Annotated in this window: 21 protein-coding genes; 7 read left to right on the top strand and 14 right to left on the bottom strand. The window is 65.9% G+C overall.

Features of this window, described 5'->3' with window-relative positions:
• Positions 1-202 precede the first annotated feature (202 nt).
• Positions 203-1099 carry a cupin-like domain-containing protein gene (locus K3F48_RS18480; protein WP_370631452.1) on the bottom strand — a complete coding sequence of 299 codons (897 nt, stop codon included), beginning with the start codon at positions 1097-1099 and terminating at the stop codon, positions 203-205.
• Positions 1100-1287: 188 nt separating this feature from the next.
• Here K3F48_RS18480 and K3F48_RS18485 point away from each other — a divergent pair, with 188 nt between their 5' ends.
• Complete coding sequence (locus K3F48_RS18485) at positions 1288-2976, top strand: lysine--tRNA ligase (protein WP_222576907.1); 1689 nt, start codon at positions 1288-1290, stop codon at positions 2974-2976.
• 16 nt (positions 2977-2992) lie between these two features.
• Here K3F48_RS18485 and K3F48_RS18490 read toward each other — a convergent pair whose 3' ends face one another.
• Positions 2993-3814 (bottom strand): MipA/OmpV family protein, encoded by an 822-nt coding sequence (locus K3F48_RS18490; RefSeq protein ID WP_222576908.1) that lies wholly within the window; start codon positions 3812-3814, stop codon positions 2993-2995.
• Positions 3815-4068: 254 nt separating this feature from the next.
• Between K3F48_RS18490 and K3F48_RS18495 the strand changes: the two genes are divergently transcribed.
• Positions 4069-5064 (top strand): hypothetical protein, encoded by a 996-nt coding sequence (locus K3F48_RS18495; RefSeq protein ID WP_222576909.1) that lies wholly within the window; start codon positions 4069-4071, stop codon positions 5062-5064.
• Positions 5065-5115: 51 nt separating this feature from the next.
• Here K3F48_RS18495 and K3F48_RS18500 read toward each other — a convergent pair whose 3' ends face one another.
• From K3F48_RS18500 to K3F48_RS18535, 8 genes are all read right to left on the bottom strand, one after another.
• Positions 5116-5694 (bottom strand): 5-formyltetrahydrofolate cyclo-ligase, encoded by a 579-nt coding sequence (locus K3F48_RS18500; protein WP_222576910.1) that lies wholly within the window; start codon positions 5692-5694, stop codon positions 5116-5118.
• 268 nt (positions 5695-5962) lie between these two features.
• Entirely contained in the window at positions 5963-6730 is a 768-nt protein-coding gene (locus K3F48_RS18505) for a CPBP family intramembrane glutamic endopeptidase (protein ID WP_222576911.1), read from the bottom strand.
• 88 nt (positions 6731-6818) lie between these two features.
• Positions 6819-7340 carry a PH domain-containing protein gene (locus tag K3F48_RS18510; RefSeq protein ID WP_222576912.1) on the bottom strand — a complete coding sequence of 174 codons (522 nt, stop codon included), beginning with the start codon at positions 7338-7340 and terminating at the stop codon, positions 6819-6821.
• A gap of 48 nt (positions 7341-7388) precedes the next feature.
• Positions 7389-8615: a radical SAM protein gene (locus tag K3F48_RS18515; protein WP_222576913.1), complete on the bottom strand. Its 1227-nt coding sequence runs from the start codon at positions 8613-8615 to the stop codon at positions 7389-7391.
• A gap of 170 nt (positions 8616-8785) precedes the next feature.
• Entirely contained in the window at positions 8786-9664 is an 879-nt protein-coding gene (locus tag K3F48_RS18520) for a hypothetical protein (protein WP_222576914.1), read from the bottom strand.
• A 451-nt stretch (positions 9665-10115) separates the two neighbouring features.
• Positions 10116-10850 carry a class I SAM-dependent methyltransferase gene (locus K3F48_RS18525; RefSeq protein ID WP_222576915.1) on the bottom strand — a complete coding sequence of 245 codons (735 nt, stop codon included), beginning with the start codon at positions 10848-10850 and terminating at the stop codon, positions 10116-10118.
• Entirely contained in the window at positions 10847-12097 is a 1251-nt protein-coding gene (mnmA, locus tag K3F48_RS18530; RefSeq protein WP_255609368.1) for a tRNA 2-thiouridine(34) synthase MnmA, read from the bottom strand. Before mnmA ends, K3F48_RS18525 begins: the two co-directional genes overlap by 4 nt.
• 198 nt (positions 12098-12295) lie before the next feature.
• Positions 12296-13009 (bottom strand): GNAT family N-acetyltransferase, encoded by a 714-nt coding sequence (locus K3F48_RS18535; protein WP_222576916.1) that lies wholly within the window; start codon positions 13007-13009, stop codon positions 12296-12298.
• Between the two features lie 144 nt (positions 13010-13153).
• Here K3F48_RS18535 and K3F48_RS18540 point away from each other — a divergent pair, with 144 nt between their 5' ends.
• A complete protein-coding gene (locus K3F48_RS18540; protein WP_222576917.1) occupies positions 13154-13366 on the top strand; it encodes a hypothetical protein in 213 nt (70 codons plus the stop codon).
• A 286-nt stretch (positions 13367-13652) separates the two neighbouring features.
• Positions 13653-14585: a ribose-phosphate pyrophosphokinase gene (locus K3F48_RS18545; RefSeq protein WP_222576945.1), complete on the top strand. Its 933-nt coding sequence runs from the start codon at positions 13653-13655 to the stop codon at positions 14583-14585.
• A gap of 37 nt (positions 14586-14622) precedes the next feature.
• Here the strand turns inward: K3F48_RS18545 and K3F48_RS18550 are convergent, their stop codons facing one another.
• On the bottom strand, positions 14623-15714 hold the full coding sequence (locus K3F48_RS18550; RefSeq protein WP_222576918.1) for an ATP-dependent RecD-like DNA helicase: 1092 nt from the start codon (positions 15712-15714) through the stop codon (positions 14623-14625).
• Between the two features lie 228 nt (positions 15715-15942).
• Between K3F48_RS18550 and K3F48_RS18555 the strand changes: the two genes are divergently transcribed.
• A complete protein-coding gene (locus K3F48_RS18555) occupies positions 15943-17112 on the top strand; it encodes a hypothetical protein (RefSeq protein ID WP_222576919.1) in 1170 nt (389 codons plus the stop codon).
• 133 nt (positions 17113-17245) lie between these two features.
• Here K3F48_RS18555 and K3F48_RS18560 read toward each other — a convergent pair whose 3' ends face one another.
• Positions 17246-18478, bottom strand: coding sequence for a penicillin-binding protein activator (locus K3F48_RS18560; protein ID WP_222576920.1), 1233 nt, complete (start codon positions 18476-18478; stop codon positions 17246-17248).
• A 204-nt stretch (positions 18479-18682) separates the two neighbouring features.
• Here K3F48_RS18560 and rsmI point away from each other — a divergent pair, with 204 nt between their 5' ends.
• Together rsmI and K3F48_RS18570 are read left to right on the top strand one after the other, a co-directional pair.
• Positions 18683-19600: a 16S rRNA (cytidine(1402)-2'-O)-methyltransferase gene (gene rsmI / locus K3F48_RS18565; RefSeq protein ID WP_222576921.1), complete on the top strand. Its 918-nt coding sequence runs from the start codon at positions 18683-18685 to the stop codon at positions 19598-19600.
• A complete protein-coding gene (locus tag K3F48_RS18570; protein ID WP_222576922.1) occupies positions 19597-19974 on the top strand; it encodes a YraN family protein in 378 nt (125 codons plus the stop codon). Before rsmI ends, K3F48_RS18570 begins: the two co-directional genes overlap by 4 nt.
• 175 nt (positions 19975-20149) lie before the next feature.
• On the opposite strand, the gene K3F48_RS18575 is transcribed toward K3F48_RS18570, so the two are convergent.
• Positions 20150-21331 carry a hypothetical protein gene (locus tag K3F48_RS18575; protein ID WP_222576923.1) on the bottom strand — a complete coding sequence of 394 codons (1182 nt, stop codon included), beginning with the start codon at positions 21329-21331 and terminating at the stop codon, positions 20150-20152.
• 31 nt (positions 21332-21362) lie between these two features.
• Entirely contained in the window at positions 21363-22658 is a 1296-nt protein-coding gene (locus tag K3F48_RS18580) for an adenylosuccinate synthase (RefSeq protein WP_222576924.1), read from the bottom strand.
• Positions 22659-23019: the final 361 nt, after the last annotated feature.

Here is a 23019-nt window from a genome sequence, read left to right on the forward strand (position 1 = left end):
GATTAGAATCAATGTCATGCGCTTGTACAACCAATTTTTGTGCCGGACAGCCGTGGGACAAGCCCGGCCATGACGGCCTCCTGGAAATGTGTGACTCCCTTAGCCCTAGAGGGGGGAGGGTCGAACCGCGCAGCGATTCGGGGTGGGGTTTCACGGCAAAGACTCGGGGAGCCCCCTTCCAGGGCGCCGGCCTCGCCTCGGATCAGGAAATATAGCTGAGATAGGGCTTGTAATAGGGCAGCACATGCCGCATCGGCGCGCCCCCCCACAGCCCGAGCGCAATGAGCAGATTATAATAGACATTCTTGGCTGGCATGCCGCGCAGGACGGCGGCGACGCCCCTGGCGACGCTGCTCCGCGTGTGCCAGTCGACATTGAAGGAGAGCGAGCAGTCGAGGCTTCTCACATGGTGCAGCACGCCCGGCGGCATATAGAGAAGGTCGCCCGCCTCGACGACGACCTCGGCGCGCCGCGCGTCGCGGAAGAGCGGGAAGCGATCGAAGTCCGGGCGTTCCGCATCGACGCCGCACCAGCGCCAGTCGCGCGGATAGCATTTGGCCAGATCCTCGTGCGGAACCAGAATGAAGCGCTTGCGGCCCCACACCTGGAAGAACAGATTGTGCGTGAGCAGGCAGTCGAAGTGCAGAGGCGTGAGGCTGGCGGTCGGGCCGAGAAACATCTGGGCGAAGCTGGTCCAATGCGCGCCGTACCAGCGCGGGAAGAAGGCGCTCGGAAAAGGGGCGAGATCGAGCGCGGCGCCCGGCAGCATGCTGGTCAGGGGAATATCGTGAAGATAGGCGGGCGTCGCGGCCTCGCCGCCCGCGGCGACGAGACGCTCATGAGCTTCGAGGCCATCGATATAGGCGTCGAGCCGCGATCGCGTCACCCGAATGCCCGTCGCGCTCCACTCTTTCAGAACGACCGGCCTGCCGCCGGCTTTTTCGCGCAGGCCGGAGAGAGTCCAATGCGCGAGCGCATCGCATCGAGACAAGGCGCGGCGCAGGACGACCGGGCGTCGCCGCGCCACATGGCTGCGCATGAACTCCTCCGGCGAGAGCTCGTCGCGCTCCTCGACCGCATAGCCGTTCGAGCTGGTCACCTTTCGCATCCTCCAAACCGGGCGGCTCGGCGCGCCCAAAGTCGCGCCGCCCTCCTCGGAAGACGACGCGCCGTTCCCGAGGATGACGCCAGTACGCCGATTTTTTTCGCTTCGCCGCGCCGCGTTGACGCGCGTGGCGCGCACCCATAGTGTGCGCGCCTTCTTCGCAACCGCAGCAAAGCGACGCCATGCCCACGCCCGACTCTCTGCCCGCCGATCTTCTCGAAGCCGCCCGCGTCTCGCCGGCCTGGCCGTTCGAAGAGGCGCGCAAGCTCGTCAAACGCGTGCAGGAGACCGGGCAGACCAGCGTGCTGTTCGAAACCGGCTACGGCCCCTCGGGCCTGCCGCATATCGGCACGTTCGGCGAGGTGGCGCGCACCAGCATGGTGCGCCACGCTTTCGAGATTCTGACCGAGGGCGAGATCGCGACGCGCCTCCTCGCCTTCTCCGACGATATGGACGGGCTGCGCAAGGTTCCGGACAATATTCCCAACAAGCAGCTGGTCGCCGCCCATCTCGGCAAGCCGCTCACGAAGGTGCCGGACCCGTTCGGCACGCACGCCAGCTTCGGCGCGCATAATAATGCGCGGCTGCGCGCCTTTCTCGACGCCTTCGGCTTCACCTACGAATTCGCCTCCTCGACGGAATATTACGCCTCCGGCCGCTTCGACGTCGCGCTGCTGCACATGCTGGCGCGCTACGACGAAGTGATGAAGATCATGCTGCCGACCTTCCGCCAGGAGCGCGCGGCGACCTATTCGCCGTTTCTGCCGATCCATCCTGAGACCGGGATCGTGATGCAGGTTCCGCTCGACGCGATCGACGCCGCCGCCGGGACGATCTCCTGGCGCGATCCGCAGACGGGCGACGCCTTCGTCACCCCGGTCACCGGTGGCAAGTGCAAGCTGCAATGGAAGCCCGACTGGGCCATGCGCTGGTATGCGCTCTCGGTCGACTACGAAATGGCGGGCAAGGACCTCATCGATTCGGTGAAGCTGTCCTCGGCCATCGTGCGCGCGCTCGGCGGACGCCCGCCCGAAGGCTTCAATTACGAGCTCTTCCTCGACGAGAAGGGCCAGAAGATTTCAAAATCCAAGGGCAATGGGCTGACGATCGAGGACTGGCTGACCTACGCCAGCCCCGAGAGCCTCGCCCAATTCATGTATCAGAAGCCGACCGCGGCCAAGAAGCTCTACTTCGACGTGATCCCGCGCAATGTCGACGACTATCTCTCCTTCCTCGAGGCCTATCAGCGGCAGGCGTGGAAGGAGCGGCTCGGCAACCCCGTGTGGCACGTGCATTTCGGCGCGCCGCCGGAGCCGGAGACGCTCGCCCATGCCGGCGAGGCCAAGGGGACGACGATCTCCTTCTCCATGCTGCTCAACCTCGCGACCGTCGCCAATGCCGAGGACCCTTCGGTTCTCTGGGGCTTCCTGCGCCGCTATGCGCCGCAGGCGTCGCCGCAAGATCATCCGCGGCTCGACAAGCTCGTCGGCTATGCGGTGGCTTATTTCCGCGACTTCGTCCGGCCGGCCAAGCGCTATCGCGCCGCCGACGAGGTCGAGCGCGGCGTGCTGACGGCTCTGTCCGAGACGCTCGCGGCTCTGCCGAGGGACGCGAGCGCCGAAGAGATTCAGACGGCGCTCTATGATGTGGCGCGCGCCGTCCCGCGCTATCAGGACTTCAAGGCCAAGGGCGCGACGGTGGAGCGGCCGGGCGTGTCGAATGATTTCTTCAACATGCTCTATGAGGTTCTGCTCGGCGAGAGCCGCGGCCCGCGATTTGGCTCCTTCGTCGCCCTCTTCGGTATCGAGGAGACGCGCGGTCTCATCGCCGAGGCGCTCGCGGGAAAGCTGGCGACGCCGGCCGCGCAATAGTGCGCGGCCGCAAGGCTCACCAGGCGAAGCCGCGGATCTCGAAGGACTTCGCGATCGAGAGGCCGGCGGTGAACTGATTGCGCGAGCCGAGATCGGAGGGGATCGGGCTCGCGCCGACGCTGCCGGTCAGCCGCTGCAGGCCGCCATAAATGGTCGCGTTCAGGTCCTTGGTGAAATCGTAGCGGAAGGTGGCGAGCCCGCCCGCCGAGGTGAAGCCGCCGGTCGCCTCATAGGGCGCGAGCCGGCCGTTGAGAGCCGACTCGGCGGGTGTCACCGAAAAATAGGCGTTCGCATAGCGATTGTCGCCGAGGCTGATGCGCGGCCCGATCGACACGGTGGCGCGGCCGTCTCCGCCGAAAATATCGGCGCCGAGAGCGGCGACAAACCCCTCATGGCCGTCGATTCCCTGCCTCAGCTCGGCGCGGGTGCGAAAATGGTCGCCGGCGCGATATTCGATGAAGCCGCCGATCTCATGGGTGAGCGAGACGGAGTGCACGCCGGTCAAGCCGTCGCGCTGGCCGCGCTTGAACACGAAATTGGCGACCGGCCCGAAGCGCAATCCATGCGTGTCGACGAGCGCGAAGCCGAAGCCGTCGTCCGGCGTCGAGAACAGCTCCGGCTCGCCGATGCGGCGAATGTCGATGGCGGGGAAAGGATAGGGCCGCAGCCTCGCCGAGCCCGGGAAGCTCGGCGCCAGCGCGCCGATGCCGCGCAAGGTCACGATCCAGCCGCCCGGAACCGCGGCCATCGGCGAATCACCCGCGTGGCCGGCGCTAGCCCCGGCGAGAAGCGCGAAGCCGAGCGCGGTTCGAATGGCATGCGAGCGCGTGAGCGGCAAGATCGGTCCTCCCTCGGGCGACGTAACCCAATGTTCACATTTTATCAGCCCGCGGCCCGAGGCGCCACAACCCGTCCCGGCCTCGGTTCAGCCAGCCAGTCTACACGCAGTTGCGGCAGCTTCGTGGTGTGGCCCGCGCAGGCGCGGGCCGCAGCATCCGGCGGCGCAACGACAAGGTGCAGAACGAGCGGCGTCGCCCCTGCGGCGGCGCCCTTGCGTTGACGGCCGTTCTCGCCGAGGCTAAGTTCGCCTCCATGCCGCACGCCGAAAACCAAAGCTCGAGCCCGTCTCTTTCGACGCCCGCCGCCGCGGACTCTCTCGACACGCCTGCTGCGGCGTCGACGCCTGTCGGCGCGAGCGCTCCCGCCGCTGCGGCCACGCCGAAGCCCGCGGCGCCCGCCGCCGCCAGGCCGACGCCCGCTGCAAAGCCCGCGGAGCCGCCGTCGGCAAAGCCGCCCGCCGCGCCCGCCGCCGCAGCCGCTCCCAGACCCGCCGCAAAACCCGCGCCGAAGCCCGGCGAGAGGCCGGCCCGTCCACCGGGCGCAGGCGCGCCGAAGCCGGCTGCGCCGCCAGCGGCGAAGCCGAACCCTGCCGCCGAAGCTCAGAACGCCGCCGCGCCGGCGCCTGCCGCTGCCGCTCCCAAGCCCGCGGCGGCCCCTAGGCCTGCCCCTGCCCCTGCCCCTGCCCCGGCGGCGGCCTCTGCTGCTGCCGCCCCTGCTTCGGCCAAGCCTGCCGCCGAGACCGACCTCGCGGCTCGGATCGCGGCGCTCACGGCAGAAAAGGACAAGATCGCCGCGGATGCGCGAGCCGCCGCCGAAGCGGCGAAGAAGGAACTGAACGCCGCGCGCGCGCAGATCGCCTCGCTCACCGCAGAGAAGGCGCAAGCGCAGACTCAGCTCGAATCGGCGCGCGACGACCTGCGCAAGCTGACGGACCCCGCGGCAACCGGCGACGCGGCTCGGGCGCAAGAGCAGATTCGGCTGCTCACCGAGGAGCGGAACCGGCTCTCGGCCGATTTCGCGCGCGTGTCGGCCGCGGCCGAAGCCGTCGCCCTCGAGCTCGCCGCCGCTCGCGAGCACATCGCCGGACTGAGCGAACTTCGGGATCGCGCCGGCGCCGAATCCGCCGAGATCCGGGCCTGGGCCGAGAATGTGCTGGCCCATGCCAATCGTCTGCACGAGCGGCTGCAATTGCTCGATGGAGAGAGCCTGACGGCCTTCATTCGGCGCCGCTACTTCCGCCGGGGCTGAGACCGAGCCGCCGCGAGCGCCAGGGCTGTTCGCTCGCGAGGACGTGGCGGCTCACACGGCGATCAGCTCCCGCTCGGTCAGCAGGAAATCGAGCCGTTGGTCGTGCGGCTCCGTCGGCACGGCGTCCGCCTCCTGACAGGCGTAGGCGACGCCGATTGCGATGACACGCTTCTTCGCGCGCAGCTCGGTCAGGGTCGCATCATAAATGCCGCCGCCATAGCCGAGACGACTCCCCTTGCGGTCGAAGGCGGAAAGCGGCGCGAACAGGATGTCGGGCTCGAGCGCCGGCTTGTCCTCCGATGGCTCGGAAAGGCCAAAAGGACCTTTGACCAGTTCGTCGCCCGGCGTGAAGGCGCGGAAAATCAGCGGACGGCGCACCGACGTCATCACCGGCAGAACCGTCGCGATCCCGGCCGCGGCGAGCGCCTCGATGAAGGGGCGCGTATTGAGCTCGCTGCGAATCGGCCAATAGACGGAGACGACATCCTCGGCGCGCAGGGCCAGCTCGCGCGTCAACGCCAGCGCGCGCTCGGCGACGCGCAGAGACGCCTCATGAGCTTCGTGCTGGGAAACGAGATCGCGGCGAGCGAGCGAGCGCCGGCGCAGGTCGGTCTTGACGTCGGCGGACATGAAACCCATTCGTCGAGAGAAGCGCGGGCCGCGTGAGCCGTGGGACATCGATCCCGGGAACCTACAACGTAGGTGGGCGCCGTAGTGACCGAGCCCACGGGCAAGGCCAGGGACAGCTCCCTTGGAGATCGATAAGGCCCCGGGGAATTAAAGTCCGACACGCACCCCGCAGCGCCGCTAATACAATGTAGTCCGACGAGGAAGCGAGCGCCAGAGGCATTCGATCGCGGAGGCATTCGATCGCGGACATGGGCCGCCCCCTCGGCGGCTACGAAGAATTCGACACGACCATCGACGCGAGGCCGCCGACGAGATGCGCGGAGCCATGCGCGAGGACGGCCGATTCCAAGCCGAAGCGCCAGTAGAGCCAACCGAATGCGAGGCCCGGCGCCAAATTGGCGATCACGACCGCGCCGACCAGCCATGCGGGGGGCTGGCCCACCACGCCGTAGAGGACTGGCAAATGCCCTAAGCCGAAGAGAATTGCCGCGACGACGATCGCGGACCAGAGGACCCACGGGGCCGGCGCGGCGGGCGCGCCGCTCAGCCGCCAGAGCAGCCAGGCGACGAATGTCATCAGGCCCCATCGGCAGATGATCTCCTCGCTCAGCCCGCCGTAGAGAATTTTCGTGATCATCGGGGGCGTCACGGCGAGCATGCGCTCCACCTCCGGGCCGTCCAATGAGAGGAAATAGGGCTCGGTGACCGCTGCATACCCGGCGAGCAGCAATCCGACGATCGCCGCCACGACGATCGCCGGCCCCGATTGCCGCTGCAGAATCCCCAGCGCCGCCGAGGCGTCGCCTTGGGCCGCCGCGCGGAGCGCCGGCGCGTCGAGCGAGACGCGCTGCGCGAGCGCGGAGCCGATGAACACCGCCACGATGACGAGAACGCCCGGCTGGATCAAAGACAATCCGCGGATCGCCATGGGCGGCAGGTTCACATCGGTGGGAGCCAATGTCTCCACAGGCGTCAGCATCAAGGATAGGACGCCGAGAAGTCCGAGAATCGAGAGAAGAAGAGAAAAAAGCATCATCGCAGCTTTCTGACGGTTTCGCGCGAGCTGAACGCGCCACGATCGCTCGAACGGCCACGGCGGCCGAGGCGCTTTCGAAGTTGTTCATTCACTCTTCGGAGGCGGCGGAAAGCCGTGCGCGAAGCGCCGTCTCGAAGCTCGCCGGATCGTCGGGGCTAATGAGCAGCTCCCGGCTGGTCCGCGGCTTGATCAAGACGAGGTTCGACAGATTCGTGGCGTAATAGTCTATAGAATTCTTGAAGGCCGAGGAGCTGTAGACGCCGTAATAGCCGCCGAACCCGCCCGAGCCGAACACCCGCATCTGCGAGCCCATGTCGCTCGAGGACACGCGTTTCGCAAATTCGATGTCGTGCAGCGCGAGGCGCCGCGGGCCGATGGCTCGATCGATAACGAGCTCGTCCTCGGTGATGGCGTAGCCGGTCGTCCTGAACAGCCAGCCGACCACGAACAATCCGAAGACGAGGCAGGCCACGGTCCATGACCATACGCCGAGGCGGTCTCTGTTGGCATACAAGGTATTCAGCGCGAAAAGGATGCCGAGCGCCGTAACGGTGCTGATGATTCGCGCGAGATTGTCCAGAGACGCCGGGAAACGCAGGATATCTCCCATCTTTCCTCTCTATAGACGCCGCGACGCTCCGGCCGCCACATGCTTTCATTACGATCGATTTTCGCGCCGCCGGCGACTAAAGTTTTCCATTGAATTATCGCCGACCAGCGCCGGTGCGGCGTCGATCATATCATCGTTCTCGATAGGCTCTAAGCTCTCGAGCAGCGGCGAGGATATGCTGGGCAGCAGCTCGTCGTCAAGGAATCGCGCAAGCAAAAGGTCCGGCACCAGCTCTTGAAAATGCTCCGCTACGACCTTGCGAACCTTTGGATCGAGATAGGCGCGCAGACAAGCTTGACACTTATGTGCATACGCGTTTTCCCACGCGATGGTCTCGTCCTTCGTAGCCGCCCATTGCAGTAGCTTCACAGGCCCCATAAATTTCATCCAGATCTTGACATAGTCGTCTTCGGCGACGGCGGTCGCCTCCCGCAGGAAGTCGTCTCCTCGAGCCATGCCGACGTTGAGTTCTGCAATCGCCCGTTGACCAAGGCCGCAGCATCCAGCGATAATTCCATCGGGATATAATGTGTAATGACTGAGGACGCTCTCGCAACCCATCGAGGCTCCAACGTTGCTCGCATTCAGCGCGCGAGCGGGGTCCATCCCTTCGGATTCGTAGGGGTCGAGAGACATCCAGGGATTTTCTGTGATATTGTCGGCACGAATGCAATCGGCGCGTATAATTTCAGGGTGCTGAAGCAGTGTCTCTTTGCTGATGAGCTTCTCGGCTCGGGTCTCGACCATGATGTGGACCGTCAGATTCCGAGCCCTCGAAGCAATAATACCCGCGACGACTCGCTCGATTGGAACATATTTGGCGTGTTCGTCGCCAGTGCTAAAATTGATTTCCGTCAATCCCGCCCCGACAAGCTGGTCGAGCATTCGGCCCGTCGTTGCTTCCACTGCCCAATGCCCATTGGTGACAAGGCGCGTTGGCATGCCTAGCGACGCCGCATGGGAAATGGCGCGCAAAAGATTGTCCCAGAGCAGGGTGGCCTCGCCACCCGTGAATACGACGATCTGGAAATTCAGCACCTTCGCTTGGTCGATCGCGTTCAGCATGACGGAAAGCGGAAGATTGGAAATCTTGCATCGGCCGACGAATGTTCCGCAGTCATTGCAGCGGGCCGTGCAGGCGCTTGTCGGCATGATGGTGAGAGAGCGGGGATGCGCGTGCTGGACGGAACCGCGCGACTGACCCGCACCCTCGGCCGCAGGAGGCAGGTCTTCGACAAAGTTATCCAGGTCTTCGACAAAGTTATCTGAGCACATGGTGGTCTTCTTTCAATTCGAATTTCGGATATGAACGTCTGATCGCGCGGCATCTACTCGACGGTACGGAGCGCGGATCGAGTCTCGACCTCGATCACGGCGCTCCGCGCCGGCACTTTTCGCAGCATCGCGGGAGCCGGCGCGCGACTGCCTCGATGTCGAGCGATGGCTTACTGATCGGAAAAAGTGGCGTGGGGATCAAACAGTTTACCCGACGCCGCGTATTCGCGCGCGTGATGAATGATCTGGTCGGCGATGCCCCGGAAATTCGCCCCGCTGACGCCGGGCGCGCCAGCGCTGTAGCCGCCGATGTAAGAGTGAGCGTAGAGCCAGGATATCGAAAATATAGCGATGATGGAGTAAGCCAACACAGCTGCGATCGCGAAGACAGGAAGAACTATGCCGGCAGGCTGGACCCTCGCCGCCCCATCAGGAAGCGCACCTCGGACGTTTTCGGCATAGAAGAGTGCGGCGGCTTCTTCTTTAGTAAGGTTTGACATCATGCCGCGCGCGAGATCACTGGTGATCGCCGCGCGATCGATGCGGTTTAAAGATAGCGCTCCAGACTTGATCTGCTCATCGATTTTTTTCGAATATGCTCTGATCCAGTTCACGAACTTCGGATTGCTCAGCAGTGTGAAGGTGAGACGATTCGATTCCGAGATGGCCAGCGATCGAAACGGCGTCGTCGCCCCCGGCGCGACCGCCGTCATCAGAACCCCGACGGGATTCGAGAGGAACGCGATCCGTAAGGAGTCGTTCGTGCTCATTCGCCTGCCGAGGTCACGAAAATGCAGCAAGAGTTCTTCATGTTGCTTCGAAGAAATAGAGACGATCATCGGATGACTCTGATCCGGGGACGGCGCCGACCCGCCCGCCAGCGCTTTCTCGGAATTCGTCACCAGCGGAAACGCCGCCATTGCCGCGACAGAAGATGTAAGAATAGCTCTGCGTGTTGGTTTCTCTGTGCGTGGACTAGTCTCGCCGAAGCTCAATCCGTCATTATTAGGACCAACGCTGCTCTTAGCATTGTCACTATCGTCGCTCATCTCATTTCTCCAAAAAATAAATATGCATCCTGCCTTCCAACGTTTCGGCCAGGTCAGGCAAAGTGGTTTCGGATAGCCAGAAAACGAATCCAGAAATATTCCACGCAACAGCTGTTATGCCAGAAAATACTTCTGTCGCCGTAGGTTCCGAAGCCGTCCATCGACGTAAAACTAATAGCACTAGGTATAAAATACGGCAACATCTACGAGCTGTAAAAAAGTAATACACAACTATTGGCTGCGATCGGCTGGCCTCGCATTTGCTTACGTAACTATCCCATTTTTGGTCTTGTGGAAATTCATCGAGTCGCCGGACGATGGTCGTAACTCGCTCGCGCTTCAGCAACAGGAGAAACGACCAAACCTGTGGCATTCAGTCGCATAAAGACGGCCCCTGTCCGGGGAAGGTCGCGACCGCCCCGAAGACGCGGCCAGCTGCCGCGCTCGGCCCTCAAGCGTGTGCGATCGGCCGAACATCGCCGTCGACGGGACGGCGGGCGCCGTCGCCGGAACTCGCCAGGCGCTCGACTCGCGTCAGGGTGAACAGACCCATCGGCGGCAGCACGCGCCGATCGATGAGCCGCATGTCCGGCCGCGCGTCGATCCAATCGCCGATAATCGACCAGGGAAAATGCACGCGCCAGCCGAGCAGCGAGGCGACGCGCTCGCCGATGAAGGATTCGAGCGTCGACAAGGGCCAGTCCGGCGAGCTCACATGGTTGACGAGCACGATCTCTCCGCCCGGGCGGACGACGCGGGCGAATTCGTCGAGCGTGTCCTCGGGACTCGGCGCGACGGTGAGCAGATAGGGCGCGACGACACAAGCGAAGCTGGCGTCGGGAAAAGCGAGGCGGCTCGCGTCCATCCGGGCGAGGCCGAGGACCTGCGCGAGGCGCTGCCGGCCGATGCGGACGGCGGCGCGCTTCAGCATCGGCTCGGAGAGGTCGACGGCGACGACCCGCGCCCCGGGCCGGAACATCGGCAGCTCCAGCCCGGTGCCGACCCCGACGTCGAGGATGCGCCCGTCGGCGCGCGAGGCGATCGCCGCCACCGCGATGCGCCCCGGTCCGAGAAGATTGGAGAAGATCAGATCATAGACCGGCGCCCAGCGCGCATAGGCCGCTTCTATCGCCGTGCGGTCGAGCGCGTGAGCGAAGATGCGAAAGCCCGGGCGCGCGTCGGTCATGTCGCCTCCCCTCCCGCCGCGAGAATCGGCTCCGGCCGATCCGCGGCCTCCGCCGCGGCGATGAACCCGCCGCCGAGCACCCGCGCGCGGGCGCCGTCGCGGTCGTAGAACACGCAGGCCTGGCCCGGCGAGACGCCGAACTCGCCCGTCTCGAACAGCACCTGCGCGCCGCCGCCGGCGAGCGGCAGCAGCCGCGCCGGAACCGGCGGGCGCGTCGAGCGCACGCGCGCCTCGATCGGGAGACCACCCGCGGGCAGATCGGACAACTCGCCCTCGCCGATCCAATTGACGTCGCGCAATCTGACGCTGCGCGTCTCCAGCGCCTCGCGCGGGCCGACGATGACGCGCGCCCGGGCGGCGTCGAGCCTCACCACATACAGCGGCTCGCTCGCGCGGCCGGCGACCGCGGCCCCGAGGCCGAGGCCGCGCCGCTGGCCGATCGTGTAATGGATGACGCCGGCGTGACGGCCGAGCACGCGGCCGTCGATATGGACGATCTCGCCCGGGGCCGCGGCGCCCGGCGACAGGCGCTCGACGATATCGGTGTAATGGCCGCTCGGGACGAAGCAGATGTCCTGGCTGTCCGGCTTCTCGGCGACGTCGAGGTCGAAGCGGCGCGCGAGCTCGCGCACCTGCGGCTTGGCGTATTCGCCGAGCGGAAAGCGCAGCATGTCGAGTTGCGCGCGGGTCGTGGCGAACAGGAAATAGCTCTGGTCGCGAGCGGCGTCCATCGCGCGGAAGAGGCCGCGGCCGCCGCGCGTCGCCCGCGAGGAGATGTAATGGCCCGTCGCCAGGGCGTCGGCGCCGAGGTCCTTCGCCGTCTCGAACAGATCGACGAATTTCACGAACTGATTGCAGGCGACGCAGGGCACGGGCGTCTCGCCGCTGGCGTAGCTCTGGGCGAAGGTATCGATCACGGTCTCGCGGAAGCGGGTCTCGAAATCGAGCACGTAATGCGGGATGCCGAGCCGGGCCGCGACGCGGCGGGCGTCGTGAATGTCCTGCCCGGCGCAGCAGGAGCCCTTGCGATGCGCGGCGGCGCCGTGATCGTAGAGCTGCAGCGTGACGCCGACGACGTCATAGCCCTCCTCGGCGAGCAGAGCGGCGACGACGCTCGAGTCGACCCCGCCGGACATGGCCACGACGACGCGGGTGTCATGCGCGGGCTTGGGCAGGCCCAAGCTGTTGGAGGCCCTGTTCGAGGCCGAAGCCCGGCTGTCGGGGATGGGTGCGCCTTCCGTCGTCATGTCGAAGAACCGTCCAAAGCGCGTTTCAGCGACGACCGCCCGCGGCAGGAAAATTCCGCCCGGACGGCTGCCGCTCGGTTTTCTCAGAGCGCTTTCCGATCGAACGGAATTTTTGTTCGATCGATCAGAGTTCGCTCCAAATCAAGAAAGCATCATCCCGGTCGAGTGGCAATCGCCCGGCCCGCGGCCGCCGACGCCTCAATCCCTATCTGCCGTTCCCGGACGGTCGTTCAAGGCCGAAAGCGATGTTTTCTGGCGTCCTTCGGCGTCGAAGTTCGACGGCGCGAGAAAGGCCTCGAAGGCGGCTTTGCGCGCCGGCCACTCGCGGTCGAGCATGGAGAACCAGGCCGTGTCGCGGCTGCGTCCCTTGACGATCATGTGCTGCCGGAACAGTCCCTCCGGAACGAAGCCGAGGCGGAGCGCGGCGGCTTTGGATTTTTGATTGGCGTCGTCGCATTTCCAGACATAGCGGCGGCAGCCGAGCGTCTCGAAGGCATGAGCGGCGAAGAGATATTGCGCCTCCGTCGCCGCCGTGCTGCGCTGGAGCGCCGGGGCATAGACGACCCAGCCGACCTCGATCGCGCGATGCGCCGGCTGGACGTCGAGATAGGCCTGAAATCCGACGGCGCGGCCGTTTCGCTTGTCGATCACGGCGAAGAACAGCGGCTCCTCGCTTCGCGCCTTCTCCTCGACGTCGGCGCGGAAGGCCGCAGCGTCGGCGAAAGGCCCGTTGAACATATAGCGCCACAAATCCTCGCGCTCGGCCCCATGCGTCGCCGCATAGAGATCGTCGGCGTGAGCGGCGGCGAGCGGGACGAGCGTCGCGCGCGCCCCCTCGAGGCGGACGCGGGCCGGCGAGCGGAAGCCGGCGGTGGGGGGTGTCGGGGGAGCGGGCGGCGCTAATTGTGACATTATTGTCCCAGTGTTCGAGCGAAAGCGTTCCGAGGCGTCATAACGCATCGATTTGGCATGGAACATGCCGTAGCTTGTCGACCGGCCTCGACGCCGGCGCCGGGAGGATGCGGACCCGCGGAGTCTTCATGAGGAGATCTGTCGATGACGCCCTATTCGATCATGATCCTGATCTGCTCCCTTTCTGTGGCGCCGAGCGACTGCCGGCCCGAAACGGCCATCGACGTGGTGCAGGGCCCGAAGGTTTCGAACATCCAGCAATGCGGGCTGATGGGCCAGTCGACGATCGCCGGCGTGGCGATCGCGCCGCGCGACGGAGAGGAATATATGAAGATCGTGTGCCGGCGTCCGGCGTAGTCTAACGGCTTGCGTCGACGAATTCGAAGGCTCGAGAGCGAGCCTCTAAGGCTCGCGATCCAGGGCAGCGCTAGGACCGCGAGCCTTAGAGGCTCGCTCAAACGGTCGAGAGCCGCGTCATGCCCGCGCTTGTCGCGGACGAGCCCGGCCCTGACGGCGGAACCCCCGGGAATCATCGACCCGACTTCGGAGCCCCCTGTCACATTACCGCCGTATTGTCCGCGCCGTCCATCGCTGCTAAGAGGCCGGCTTGGTCTTCGAGTAAGGATCCCAGTCTATGGCGGCGATGAAAATTCTCGCTGGCAACTCCAATCGCGCTCTCGCCGAAAATATCGCCGCTTATCTCGGCGTTCCGCTGTGCCGCGCGCAGGTGCGGCGCTTCGCCGACATGGAGGTGTTCGTCGAAATTCAGGAGAATGTGCGCGGGCAGGATACATTCATCGTGCAGTCGACGTCTGCGCCGGCGAATGATCACCTGATGGAGCTGCTCATCATGATCGACGCGCTGAGGCGGGCCTCGGCGCGGCGCATCACCGCGGTGCTGCCCTATTTCGGCTATGCCCGGCAGGACCGCAAGCAGGGGCCGCGCACGCCGATCTCCGCCAAGCTCGTCGCCAATCTCATCACTCGCGCCGGCGCCGACCGTGTGCTGACCGTCGATCTGCACGCCGGGCAGATCCAGGGCTTCTTCGACATTCCGACCGATAATCTGTTCGCCGCGCCGGTGATGGTCGCCGACATCAAGCAGCGCCAGAACTTGCGCGACGTGATGGTGGTCTCGCCGGACGTCGGCGGCGTGGTGCGCGCGCGCGCGCTCGCCAAGCGCATCGACGCGCCGCTCGCCATCGTCGACAAGCGGCGCGAGCGCGCGGGCGAATCGGAGGTCATGAACATCATCGGCGACGTGACCGGCCGCAATTGCATCCTGATCGACGACATCGTCGATTCCGGCGGCACTTTGTGCAACGCCGCCGAAGCGCTGCTGGCCAAGGGCGCGAATTCGGTCTCGGCCTATATTACCCATGGCGTGCTGTCGGGCTCGGCGACCGCGCGCATCGCCGGCTCCAAGCTGAAGGAGCTGGTGCTGACCGACACGATCGCGCCGACCACTGCGGTGCAGGAAGCGCACAACATCCGCGTCATCCCGATCGGCCCGCTGATCGGCGAGGCGATCGCGCGCACGGCGCGCGAGGAGAGCGTGTCGAGCCTGTTCGATTGATAAGGCGCTCCTTCTCCCGCATGGAGAAGGAGCGTTGCTACATCACGACCGTCAGCCGCTGCGCCGCTCGCGTGACGCCGGTGTAGAGCCAGCGGGCGCGGTGCTCGCGGAAGGCGTGGGATTCGTCGAACAAGGCGACAGTATCCCATTGCGAGCCCTGCGCCTTGTGCACGGTCAGCGCATAGCCATAGTCGAACTCGTCCGAATCCTTGCGCTGCGCGTAAGGAATTTCGGCGTCGCCGCCGTCGAAGAATTGCGGCAGCACGCCGACCCGCTGCAGCTTGCCCGCCGCCTCCTCCGATTCGACGAGCAGGCGCACCTTGCCGCGCCGCACCGCGCCCGCGCTCTTCACCGCGAACAAAGCGCCGTTGAGCAGGCCCTTCTTGCGGTTGTTGCGCAGGCAGACGAGCTTTTCGCCGGTCTGCGGCAGCGCGCCGGAAAAGCCGCGCAGCTGCCGCAGCCGGGCGTTATAGGCGCGCCGCGTGCGATTGAGGCCGACCAGCACCTGATCGGCGCCGGTGACGAGCGCCGGATCGAGCCCGTCGCGCCGCACCACCTGCGTCTCGCCATAGACGCCATAGTCGAGCCGCCCGCCCTCGCGAATGATCATCGACAGGCGCACGATCGGATTATCGGCGGCCTGCCGATGCACCTCGGTCAGCATCACATCGGGCTCGGCCTCGGTGAAGAAGCCGCCGCCCTTGACCGGCGGCAATTGCGCCGGATCGCCGAGCACCAGCACTTTTTTACCGAAGGAGAGCAGATCGCGGCCCAGCTCCTCGTCGACCATGGAGCATTCGTCGATGATGATCAGCGTCGCCTTGGCCGCCTCGCTGTCCTCGTTGAGCTCGAAGCTCGGCTCCTCGGTCTCCGACTCGGTCGCGCGATAGATGAGGCTGTGAATGGTGCGCGCATCCTTGCAGCCCTTGGAGCGCATGACCAGCGCCGCCTTGCCGGTGAAGGCGCCGAACACGACCTCGCCGTCGACGCTCTCGGCGATATGGCGCGCGAGCGTCGACTTGCCGGTCCCGGCGTAGCCGAAGAGACGGAAGAGTTGCGCGCGCGGTTCCTCGAGCCAAGCGGCGACGGCGGAGAGGGCGCGCTCCTGTTCGGGGGACCAGACGGGCATGGGAAGGGAATCTCGAGTGGAGGCACCGTGGAAGATGGCGGAAGCTGCGTCCTTCGGCAAGGCTGCCGTCGGCGTGGCGCTGCGTTCGGGATGTTGCCGTCGAGACTGCCGCGGCGTCATGTGACTCCTGTTCTGCGCCGAGGGCGGACTCGCCACGAAAACCGATTGTTAGATTCATCGTGTTGTTTTTATTCGCGCTGAGCGGCATGTGGATTGATGGATCAAAACATGGAACTTGCCCTATCCAACCACGAGGAATTGCGGCTTTTCGAAAACGAGATCGTCTCTCGAATCCGAAACTTGGAGTTCTCGCTCGCGGAACGGCGCGTCGAGGACGCGATCGATCGGGCGGCGTCCGCTTCGTTGAAGGCTGCGAGCGGCATTCCGGCTGGATCCGTGCGGATCGATGGATGGCGCCACCTGTGCTCCGATCTCGTGAAGGCCGACGCCGCCTTGCGGGAGGAGGCCTGCGCCGGAGCGGTGTTTGCGGATTTGGTTCTCGACAACCGCACTTCCTCTCCAGGCCTCTGTCTGGATCGAAGTTTTTACGGTGGTTTCGAACAGCGCGAAAACGGCTTTGCAAGGGGAGTGGGCGATTTTCCGCGCATCGGCGCCGGGCGGCCGGTTTGTGTAATCGGGCTGGAACCGCTGATGGCGCTTCAGCGTGCGCCGCGGACGGGCAACCCCGATCATTTTCGGGCGCGCGTCGACCGCCTGCTCGCCGGTCTGATGCTGATCATCAAGGTTCATAAAGCTTTGTACACTCACCTGACGGCCGATGGGCTGCCACTGCCGGTCAGCATCTTTCTGGAAACGGATCGAAGCAGGCCGGAAAGCGACGATCTTGGACCACATAGTTGGAGCTTTATCGAAGGGTCGGCGATCAAAATACTATCGCCACGTGAAGCCGACGACGTTCTCGCCGAACGGCGAGCGCAAGACGACAGCGATCATCAGCTCGACATCAATAGGCGCATCGCCGAGTTGCGTGAACTCCACCGGCTGATGCGTCTGTATCCATTCTACCGCATCATCGGCCGCCGCCGGCTGGGTGACGTGGTGACCAATCTATTGCAGCTTTGGTGCAAGAGCTTGCGGATACCGGAAGTGGGCGTCGATTGGCGGACAAGCCGCGCCGAGTTCGAACGAGCGCTCCAGACAATCGCCGGAGCAACGGATGTTTCTTCCGTCGAAGATGCGCTCGACTTTCGCCACGTCGACGCATTGCACAGGAATTGGCTGAAAATCGCCAAGGAACATGGCTATGCCATTCCGCAGCCCCAGCGCACTCTTTTTGAGATCGCGCTGGCGCACTCGCTCGAATTCGGCGGCCCGATCGTGCGATGTCGGTGGGAGCTCGCCGAAGATTACTCCGTAATCTCAGGCCGCGAGACATAGCGCTCGATTGCCGGCTTCAAACGGCCTTTCCGCAAGAGACCGCGTTCTTGAAAGCGGCAAACGGTCAGCCAAAGCCCGCCGTCGACAAGCTGCCAAAAATGATTTTCAGACGATCCGCAGCGTTGCGCCGCCCTCACGCCCCATTCCCCGTAAAACTCCGCGGCGCCGGCGCCAGCACTCTCGCCGCGCCGCCGGAAATCTCCAGCACCGACAGGCCGCGGTCATTGGAGCCGTCCGCCTTGAAGCGGAACACGCCGTCGGCGCCATTGAAGCCGGACGGATTGGTGAGCACGCTCTCCGAATAGCGCTGCGAGCCCTGGCTGCGCGACAGCGCGATGGCGAGCGACACCGCGTCATAGGCGAGCGTCGCGATGCGGGCCGGATCGGAATTGAACTTGGCGCGATAGCGCTGGGCGAGCGCATTGAAGCCCGTGTTCTCCGGCGCGACGAACCAGGCGCCTTGCAGCGCCGGCAGCTTCAACACGCGCGCGTCGTTCCAGAGGCCCGTGCCGAGAATTTGGATGCGCTTCAGATCGAGCCCCGCCGCCAGCAATTCGCGCGAGACGGCGGCCATGGCCTCGGCCTGCTCGGGGACGAACAGAGCGTCGATCTGCTCGCTCGCCGCGGCGATGCGCTGCACCGAGGGCTGCAAGGCGCCGGGCTTGTACCGCTCGATAGTGAGGACGCGCAGGCCATGCTCGGCGGCGCTCTGCTGAAACTGGGCCAGCGCGACATTGCCATAATCGCCCTCGGGCGCCAGCACGGCGACGGATTTCTTGCCGCGCTCGGCCGCATAGGCGACGATGCGGTCGACATAGGATTCGACCTGAAAGGACAAGAGATAGACGCCATGGCCGGCGACCGAGGAATCGGTCGAGAAGGCGATGACCGGCTTGCTCGCGCTGCGCGCGACGCGCGCGGCCTCGCGCACCGAGCCGGCGAACACCGGGCCGATGACGATCTCGGCGCCCTCGCTCAGCGCCGCCTGCGTCGCCTGCGCCGCGCCGGCGGGCGTCGAATGATCGTCCTTCACCAGGATCGTCACGTCGTTGGTGCCGCTCTCGGCATAGGCGAGCTTGGCGGCGTTGCGCAGCGAGGCGCCGACCTGACTCGGCCCGGAGGCCTGGCTCAGCGGCACGATCAGCGCGATGCGCGTCGCGCCATTGCCGATCAGCTCGCCGCTGTCGGCGAGCGGCCCGACCTCGACCTGGCCGACGGGGGCGGCGAGCTTCAGATCGCGCGCGCCCGGCACACCGGGACCCGAGAGCGGGTTGCAGGCGAAAAGCGACAGCGACGCGCCGGTAACGAGCAGCGCGCGCGCCAGCCCCGCAAAGCTGCGACGTGTAAATTCGCCGACATGACCCATGATTCGAACCAAGCCTCCCGCTCGAACGGCGCGACGCGATCACCGTTCTATACGCGATCGCGGAAAGCAAACGGCAACCCCTAAAATTTACCAGATGTGATTTTTGCGGGGAAATTGCGGCCTTGAAGGCCGCGCCGCCGTTCTATAAAACGAACGAGCGGCCGATTATCAGAACAGAAGCCGCGCAGGCGCAGGAGAATTTCGATGTCCGCGAGCAGAGAGGATGCGCCTCGGGCGCCGGGATACGCCGCTTTCGGCCTGCGCGCCGAGGCGGAGAAGATCGAGCCGGGACTGCATCTCGTCGCAACGCCGATCGGCAATCTGAAGGATATTTCCTTCCGCGCGCTCTCCACTCTCGCCGCGGCCGACGCCGTGGTCGCCGAGGACACCCGCGTCACCAAGACGCTGCTGGCCCATTATGGGATTGCGACGCCGCTCGTCGCCTATCACGAGCACAATGCGCAGGTGATGCGGCCGCATCTGATCGCGCGGCTCGAGGCCGGCGCGGCGCTGGCGCTCGTCTCCGACGCCGGCACGCCGCTCATTTCCGATCCCGGCTACAAGCTGGTGGCGGAGGCGCTGGAGCGCCGAATCAAGGTCACCTCGGTGCCGGGACCTTCGGCGGTTCTGGCGGCTCTCGTCATCGCCGGCCTGCCGACCGACCGCTTCTTTTTCGAGGGGTTCCTGCCGCATAAGAGCGGCGCGCGGCGCGCGCGCCTCGCCGAACTCGCGCGCATTCCCGGCACTCTCGTGTTCTTCGAATCGCCGCGGCGCGTCGCCGAGACGCTGGAAGATTGCGCCGCCGTGCTCGGCCCCCGCGAGGCGGCGATCGCGCGGGAGCTGACCAAGCTCTACGAATCGGTGCGCCGCGGCCGGCTGGATACGCTCGCCGCCGCGCTGCGCGACGAGGAGCCGCCGAAGGGCGAGATCGTGCTGCTGATCGCGCCGCCGGAGGCAGGGGCGGAGGAAACGAGCGAAGCCGATCTCGACGCGAAGCTCGAGGCGGCGCTCGCCGATCATTCGGTGAAAGACGCCGCGAGCGTGGTCTCGGCCTCGACCGGCCGGCCGCGCCGCGAAGTCTATGCGCGGGCGATCAAGCTCGCGGCGGGGCGTCCCTCGTGAGCGCGGACAGCGACGCGCGGCGCGCGCGCCATCTCGGCGGGCTGCGCGCCGAGACGATCGCGACTCTCTGGCTGCGCTGCAAATTCTATACGATCCTCGCGCGGCGCTACCGCCTGCGCGGCGCCGAGATCGACATCATCGCGCAGCGCGGCTGCACGATCGCCTTCGTCGAGGTGAAGGCGCGCGCGACTCTGCAAGAGGCGATGACGTCGATCACCGAGGAGAAGCGCCGTCGCATCTCCCGCGCGGCGGCGCGCTGGCTCGCCGCCAACCCTTGGGCCGCGGATCACGTGCTGCGCGCCGACGCGGTGTTCATCGCGCCGCGCCGCCTGCCGGTTCATGTGGAGCAGGCGATGGATCTCGATTTGTGGTGATCTCCTCGCCTCCCGCTCGCGCGAGAAAGAAGCGCCGTTCCCAGCGAATAGCGAATAGAATTCTATTCGCAATGGCAATCGGGTGAAGGATAAAATCCCCGAGCCTCGTCCTGAGGAGCCGCGGGAGGCGGCGTCTCGAAGGACGAGGGTGATGGGAGGTATCCCTGCCCGCCCCCTACTTCTGCGCCCAGGCGTCCAGCGCGTCGAGAAAGACGCGCTCGCCGGCGGGGCCCTTCTCCAGCGCGATCGTCGCGGCGCGGCCGTTCTCGAGCTGCATCGGCAGGTCGATGATCAACGGCGCGCGCAGCAGCGTCAGATTGCGCGCCTCGGGATTGCCGGGCAAAAGGCCGATGAGGAAGTTGTTCGCGGTGATCGGCACCAGAACGCCCGCCACCTGCTCGCCCGACTGCGCCTCGGGGCGGCGCATCTGCAGCGCCGCGATCGTCTTCACCCCTTTGAACTCGCCGCCCGGCGCGAATTGGAACGACACATTGATCGTGTGCGAGGCGGAGAGGGCGGGATCGAGATTCTTCTGAATGACGAGGGCGGCTTTCAGCTGCGCGCCGGGAATATCGATGTCGCCGCGGATCGCGGGGGTCAGCGCTTGTCCGGCGCCGGTCGGCACGCTCTCCAAACGCCAGATCACCGTGCCCGAAAAGGTCTTGACCTTGCTCGCCTCCTCCGGCGCGGCCACCCATAGCTCGGCCTTTTGCGCCACGGCGACAGGCTGCGCCTTCTGGGTCTGGTCGGTCGGCTTGCTGGACTCGACCGGCGCCGCCGGCTCGCCGCCGCCGACGCGGTCGGCCAGCTTGCCGCCTTCCGCCGGCTCCTCGCCGGTCTGCGGCCCCAGCGTCAGCCTGGCGAGATCCTCGGGGCGCTCCCGAAATTGCAGCGCCAGCAACGCCACCAGCGCGACCACGGCGGCCAGCACGCCGGCGATCACCAGAACGCGCCGGGTATTGCTCGTCGGCTCCGGCAGAGAGGGAAGCGGCGCGGCCGGACGCTGCGGCGTCGCCGGGGCGCTCCCCTCCTCGCGCGCGGGCTCGGCTTCTCGCAGCGGCTGCTCGACAGCCGGCGTCGGCTCGGAGGTCGGCGTCGGCGCGGGCGCGACAGCCGGCTCCTTGCGCTCGGCGCCGGCCGCAGCGGCGCGAACCGCCTCCAGCTCCACCCTTGCAATGGCTTCGTCGAGCGCGCGGCCCTCGGAGTCGATGTCTTCCTCGGCGACCGGCGGCTGAATGCCGCGCAGCTGCTTGAACAACGCCTTGCGGGCGCGCTCATAGACAGCCTGCCGCGACTCGGGCGCAGATTGCGGCAGAGCGGCGACTGCGCGAGAGAGCAGCGAGTAGTAGTCAGCCATGCGACTTCAAGAGCATTTCGCGCGATTCGCGTCAATCCTCGAACGGATTCTGCACGAGAATCGTGTCGTCTCGTTCAGGGCTCGTCGACAAGAGCGCGACCGGCGCGCCGATCAGCTCCTCGATCCGCCGCACATATTTGATCGCCTGAGCCGGAAGGTCCGCCCAGGAGCGCGCGCCCCCGGTCGTCCCCTTCCACCCCTCGATCGTCTCATAGACCGGAACCACGCGCGCCTGCGCCGCTTGCGAGGCGGGCAGGCGATCGATGCGCGCGCCATCGAGAAGATAATGTGTGCAGACGTTGATTTCGTCGAGGCCGTCGAGAATATCGAGCTTGGTCAGAGCGATCCCGTCTATGCCCGCGGTCTTGACCACTTGCCGCGTCAGCACGGCGTCGAACCAGCCGCAGCGGCGACGGCGCCCGGTATTGGTGCCGAACTCGCGGCCACGGTCGCCGATCAGCTCGCCGATGGCGTCGGTGAGCTCGGTCGGGAACGGCCCGCCGCCGACGCGCGTCGTATAGGCCTTGGCGATGCCGAGCACATAGCCGATCGCGCCCGGCCCGAGGCCCGAGCCGCTCGCCGCCGCGGCCGAGACCGTGTTGGAGGAGGTCACGTAAGGATAGGTGCCGTGGTCGACGTCCAGCAACACGCCCTGCGCGCCCTCGAACAGGATGCGCCGGCCGGCGCGGCGCTCTTCGGCGAGCAGCTCCCACACCGCGTCCATGAAGGGCAGAATTTTTGGCGCGACGCTGAGCAGCTCCTCGCGAATGGCCTCCAGCTCGATGTCCGGCAGGCCGAGGCCGCGGCGCAGCGGATTGTGATGGGCGAGCAGGCGCGTGATCTTGTCGTCGAGCGTGTCGGGCTCGGCGAGATCCATCACGCGAATGGAGCGGCGGCCGACCTTGTCCTCGTAAGCGGGGCCGATGCCGCGCTTGGTGGTGCCGATCTTGACGCCATTGCCGGCCGCTTCCTCGCGATGCGCGTCGAGCTCGCGGTGCAGCGAGAGAATGAGCGGCGCATTCTCGGCGATCTTTAAATTCTGAGGACTTATCGCGACGCCCTGCGCGCGCAGCCGCTCGATCTCGCCGACGAGAAAGTGCGGATCGACGACGACGCCATTGCCGATGACGGAGAGCTTTCCCGGCCGGACGATGCCGGACGGCAGCAGGGCCAGCTTATAGGTCTCGCCGTTGATGACGAGCGTATGCCCGGCGTTGTGGCCGCCCTGGAAGCGCACCACGACATCGGCCTCTAGCGAGAGCCAGTCGACGATCTTGCCTTTGCCCTCGTCGCCCCATTGGGCGCCGACCACGACCACATTCGCCATGGGCTCCGCCTCGAATCCCTTTAGAACGCGCGAGAGCCCCGGCGCGTAACGCCGGGGCTCGTTACCACGGTGATTTAGCGCATCGAGGGGCGTGAGGTCAAAGGCGATCGGGCGAACGCCGAAAACGGCGCTTTCCCCGCTCATGCGCGGGAGGGGCCGGAGCGCGCAGCGATCCGGGGCGGGATTGCGTCGCCAGGACCAAGGCGGATTGCTCCCCGGGCGGCTCCGGCGCCGTTTCTCGCTCGCCCGGCCGCCCCGACCTCCGATCCGGAGCCATGTCCGATCCGGCGCCATTGACGCGACCGGAGCGCGTAAATACAACCTTGACCATTGGACGTCATTGATACTGGGAGGCGCCACG

This window comes from Methylosinus sp. Sm6 (genome assembly GCF_019802345.1).
In the GTDB taxonomy this organism is placed as follows: domain Bacteria; phylum Pseudomonadota; class Alphaproteobacteria; order Rhizobiales; family Beijerinckiaceae; genus Methylosinus.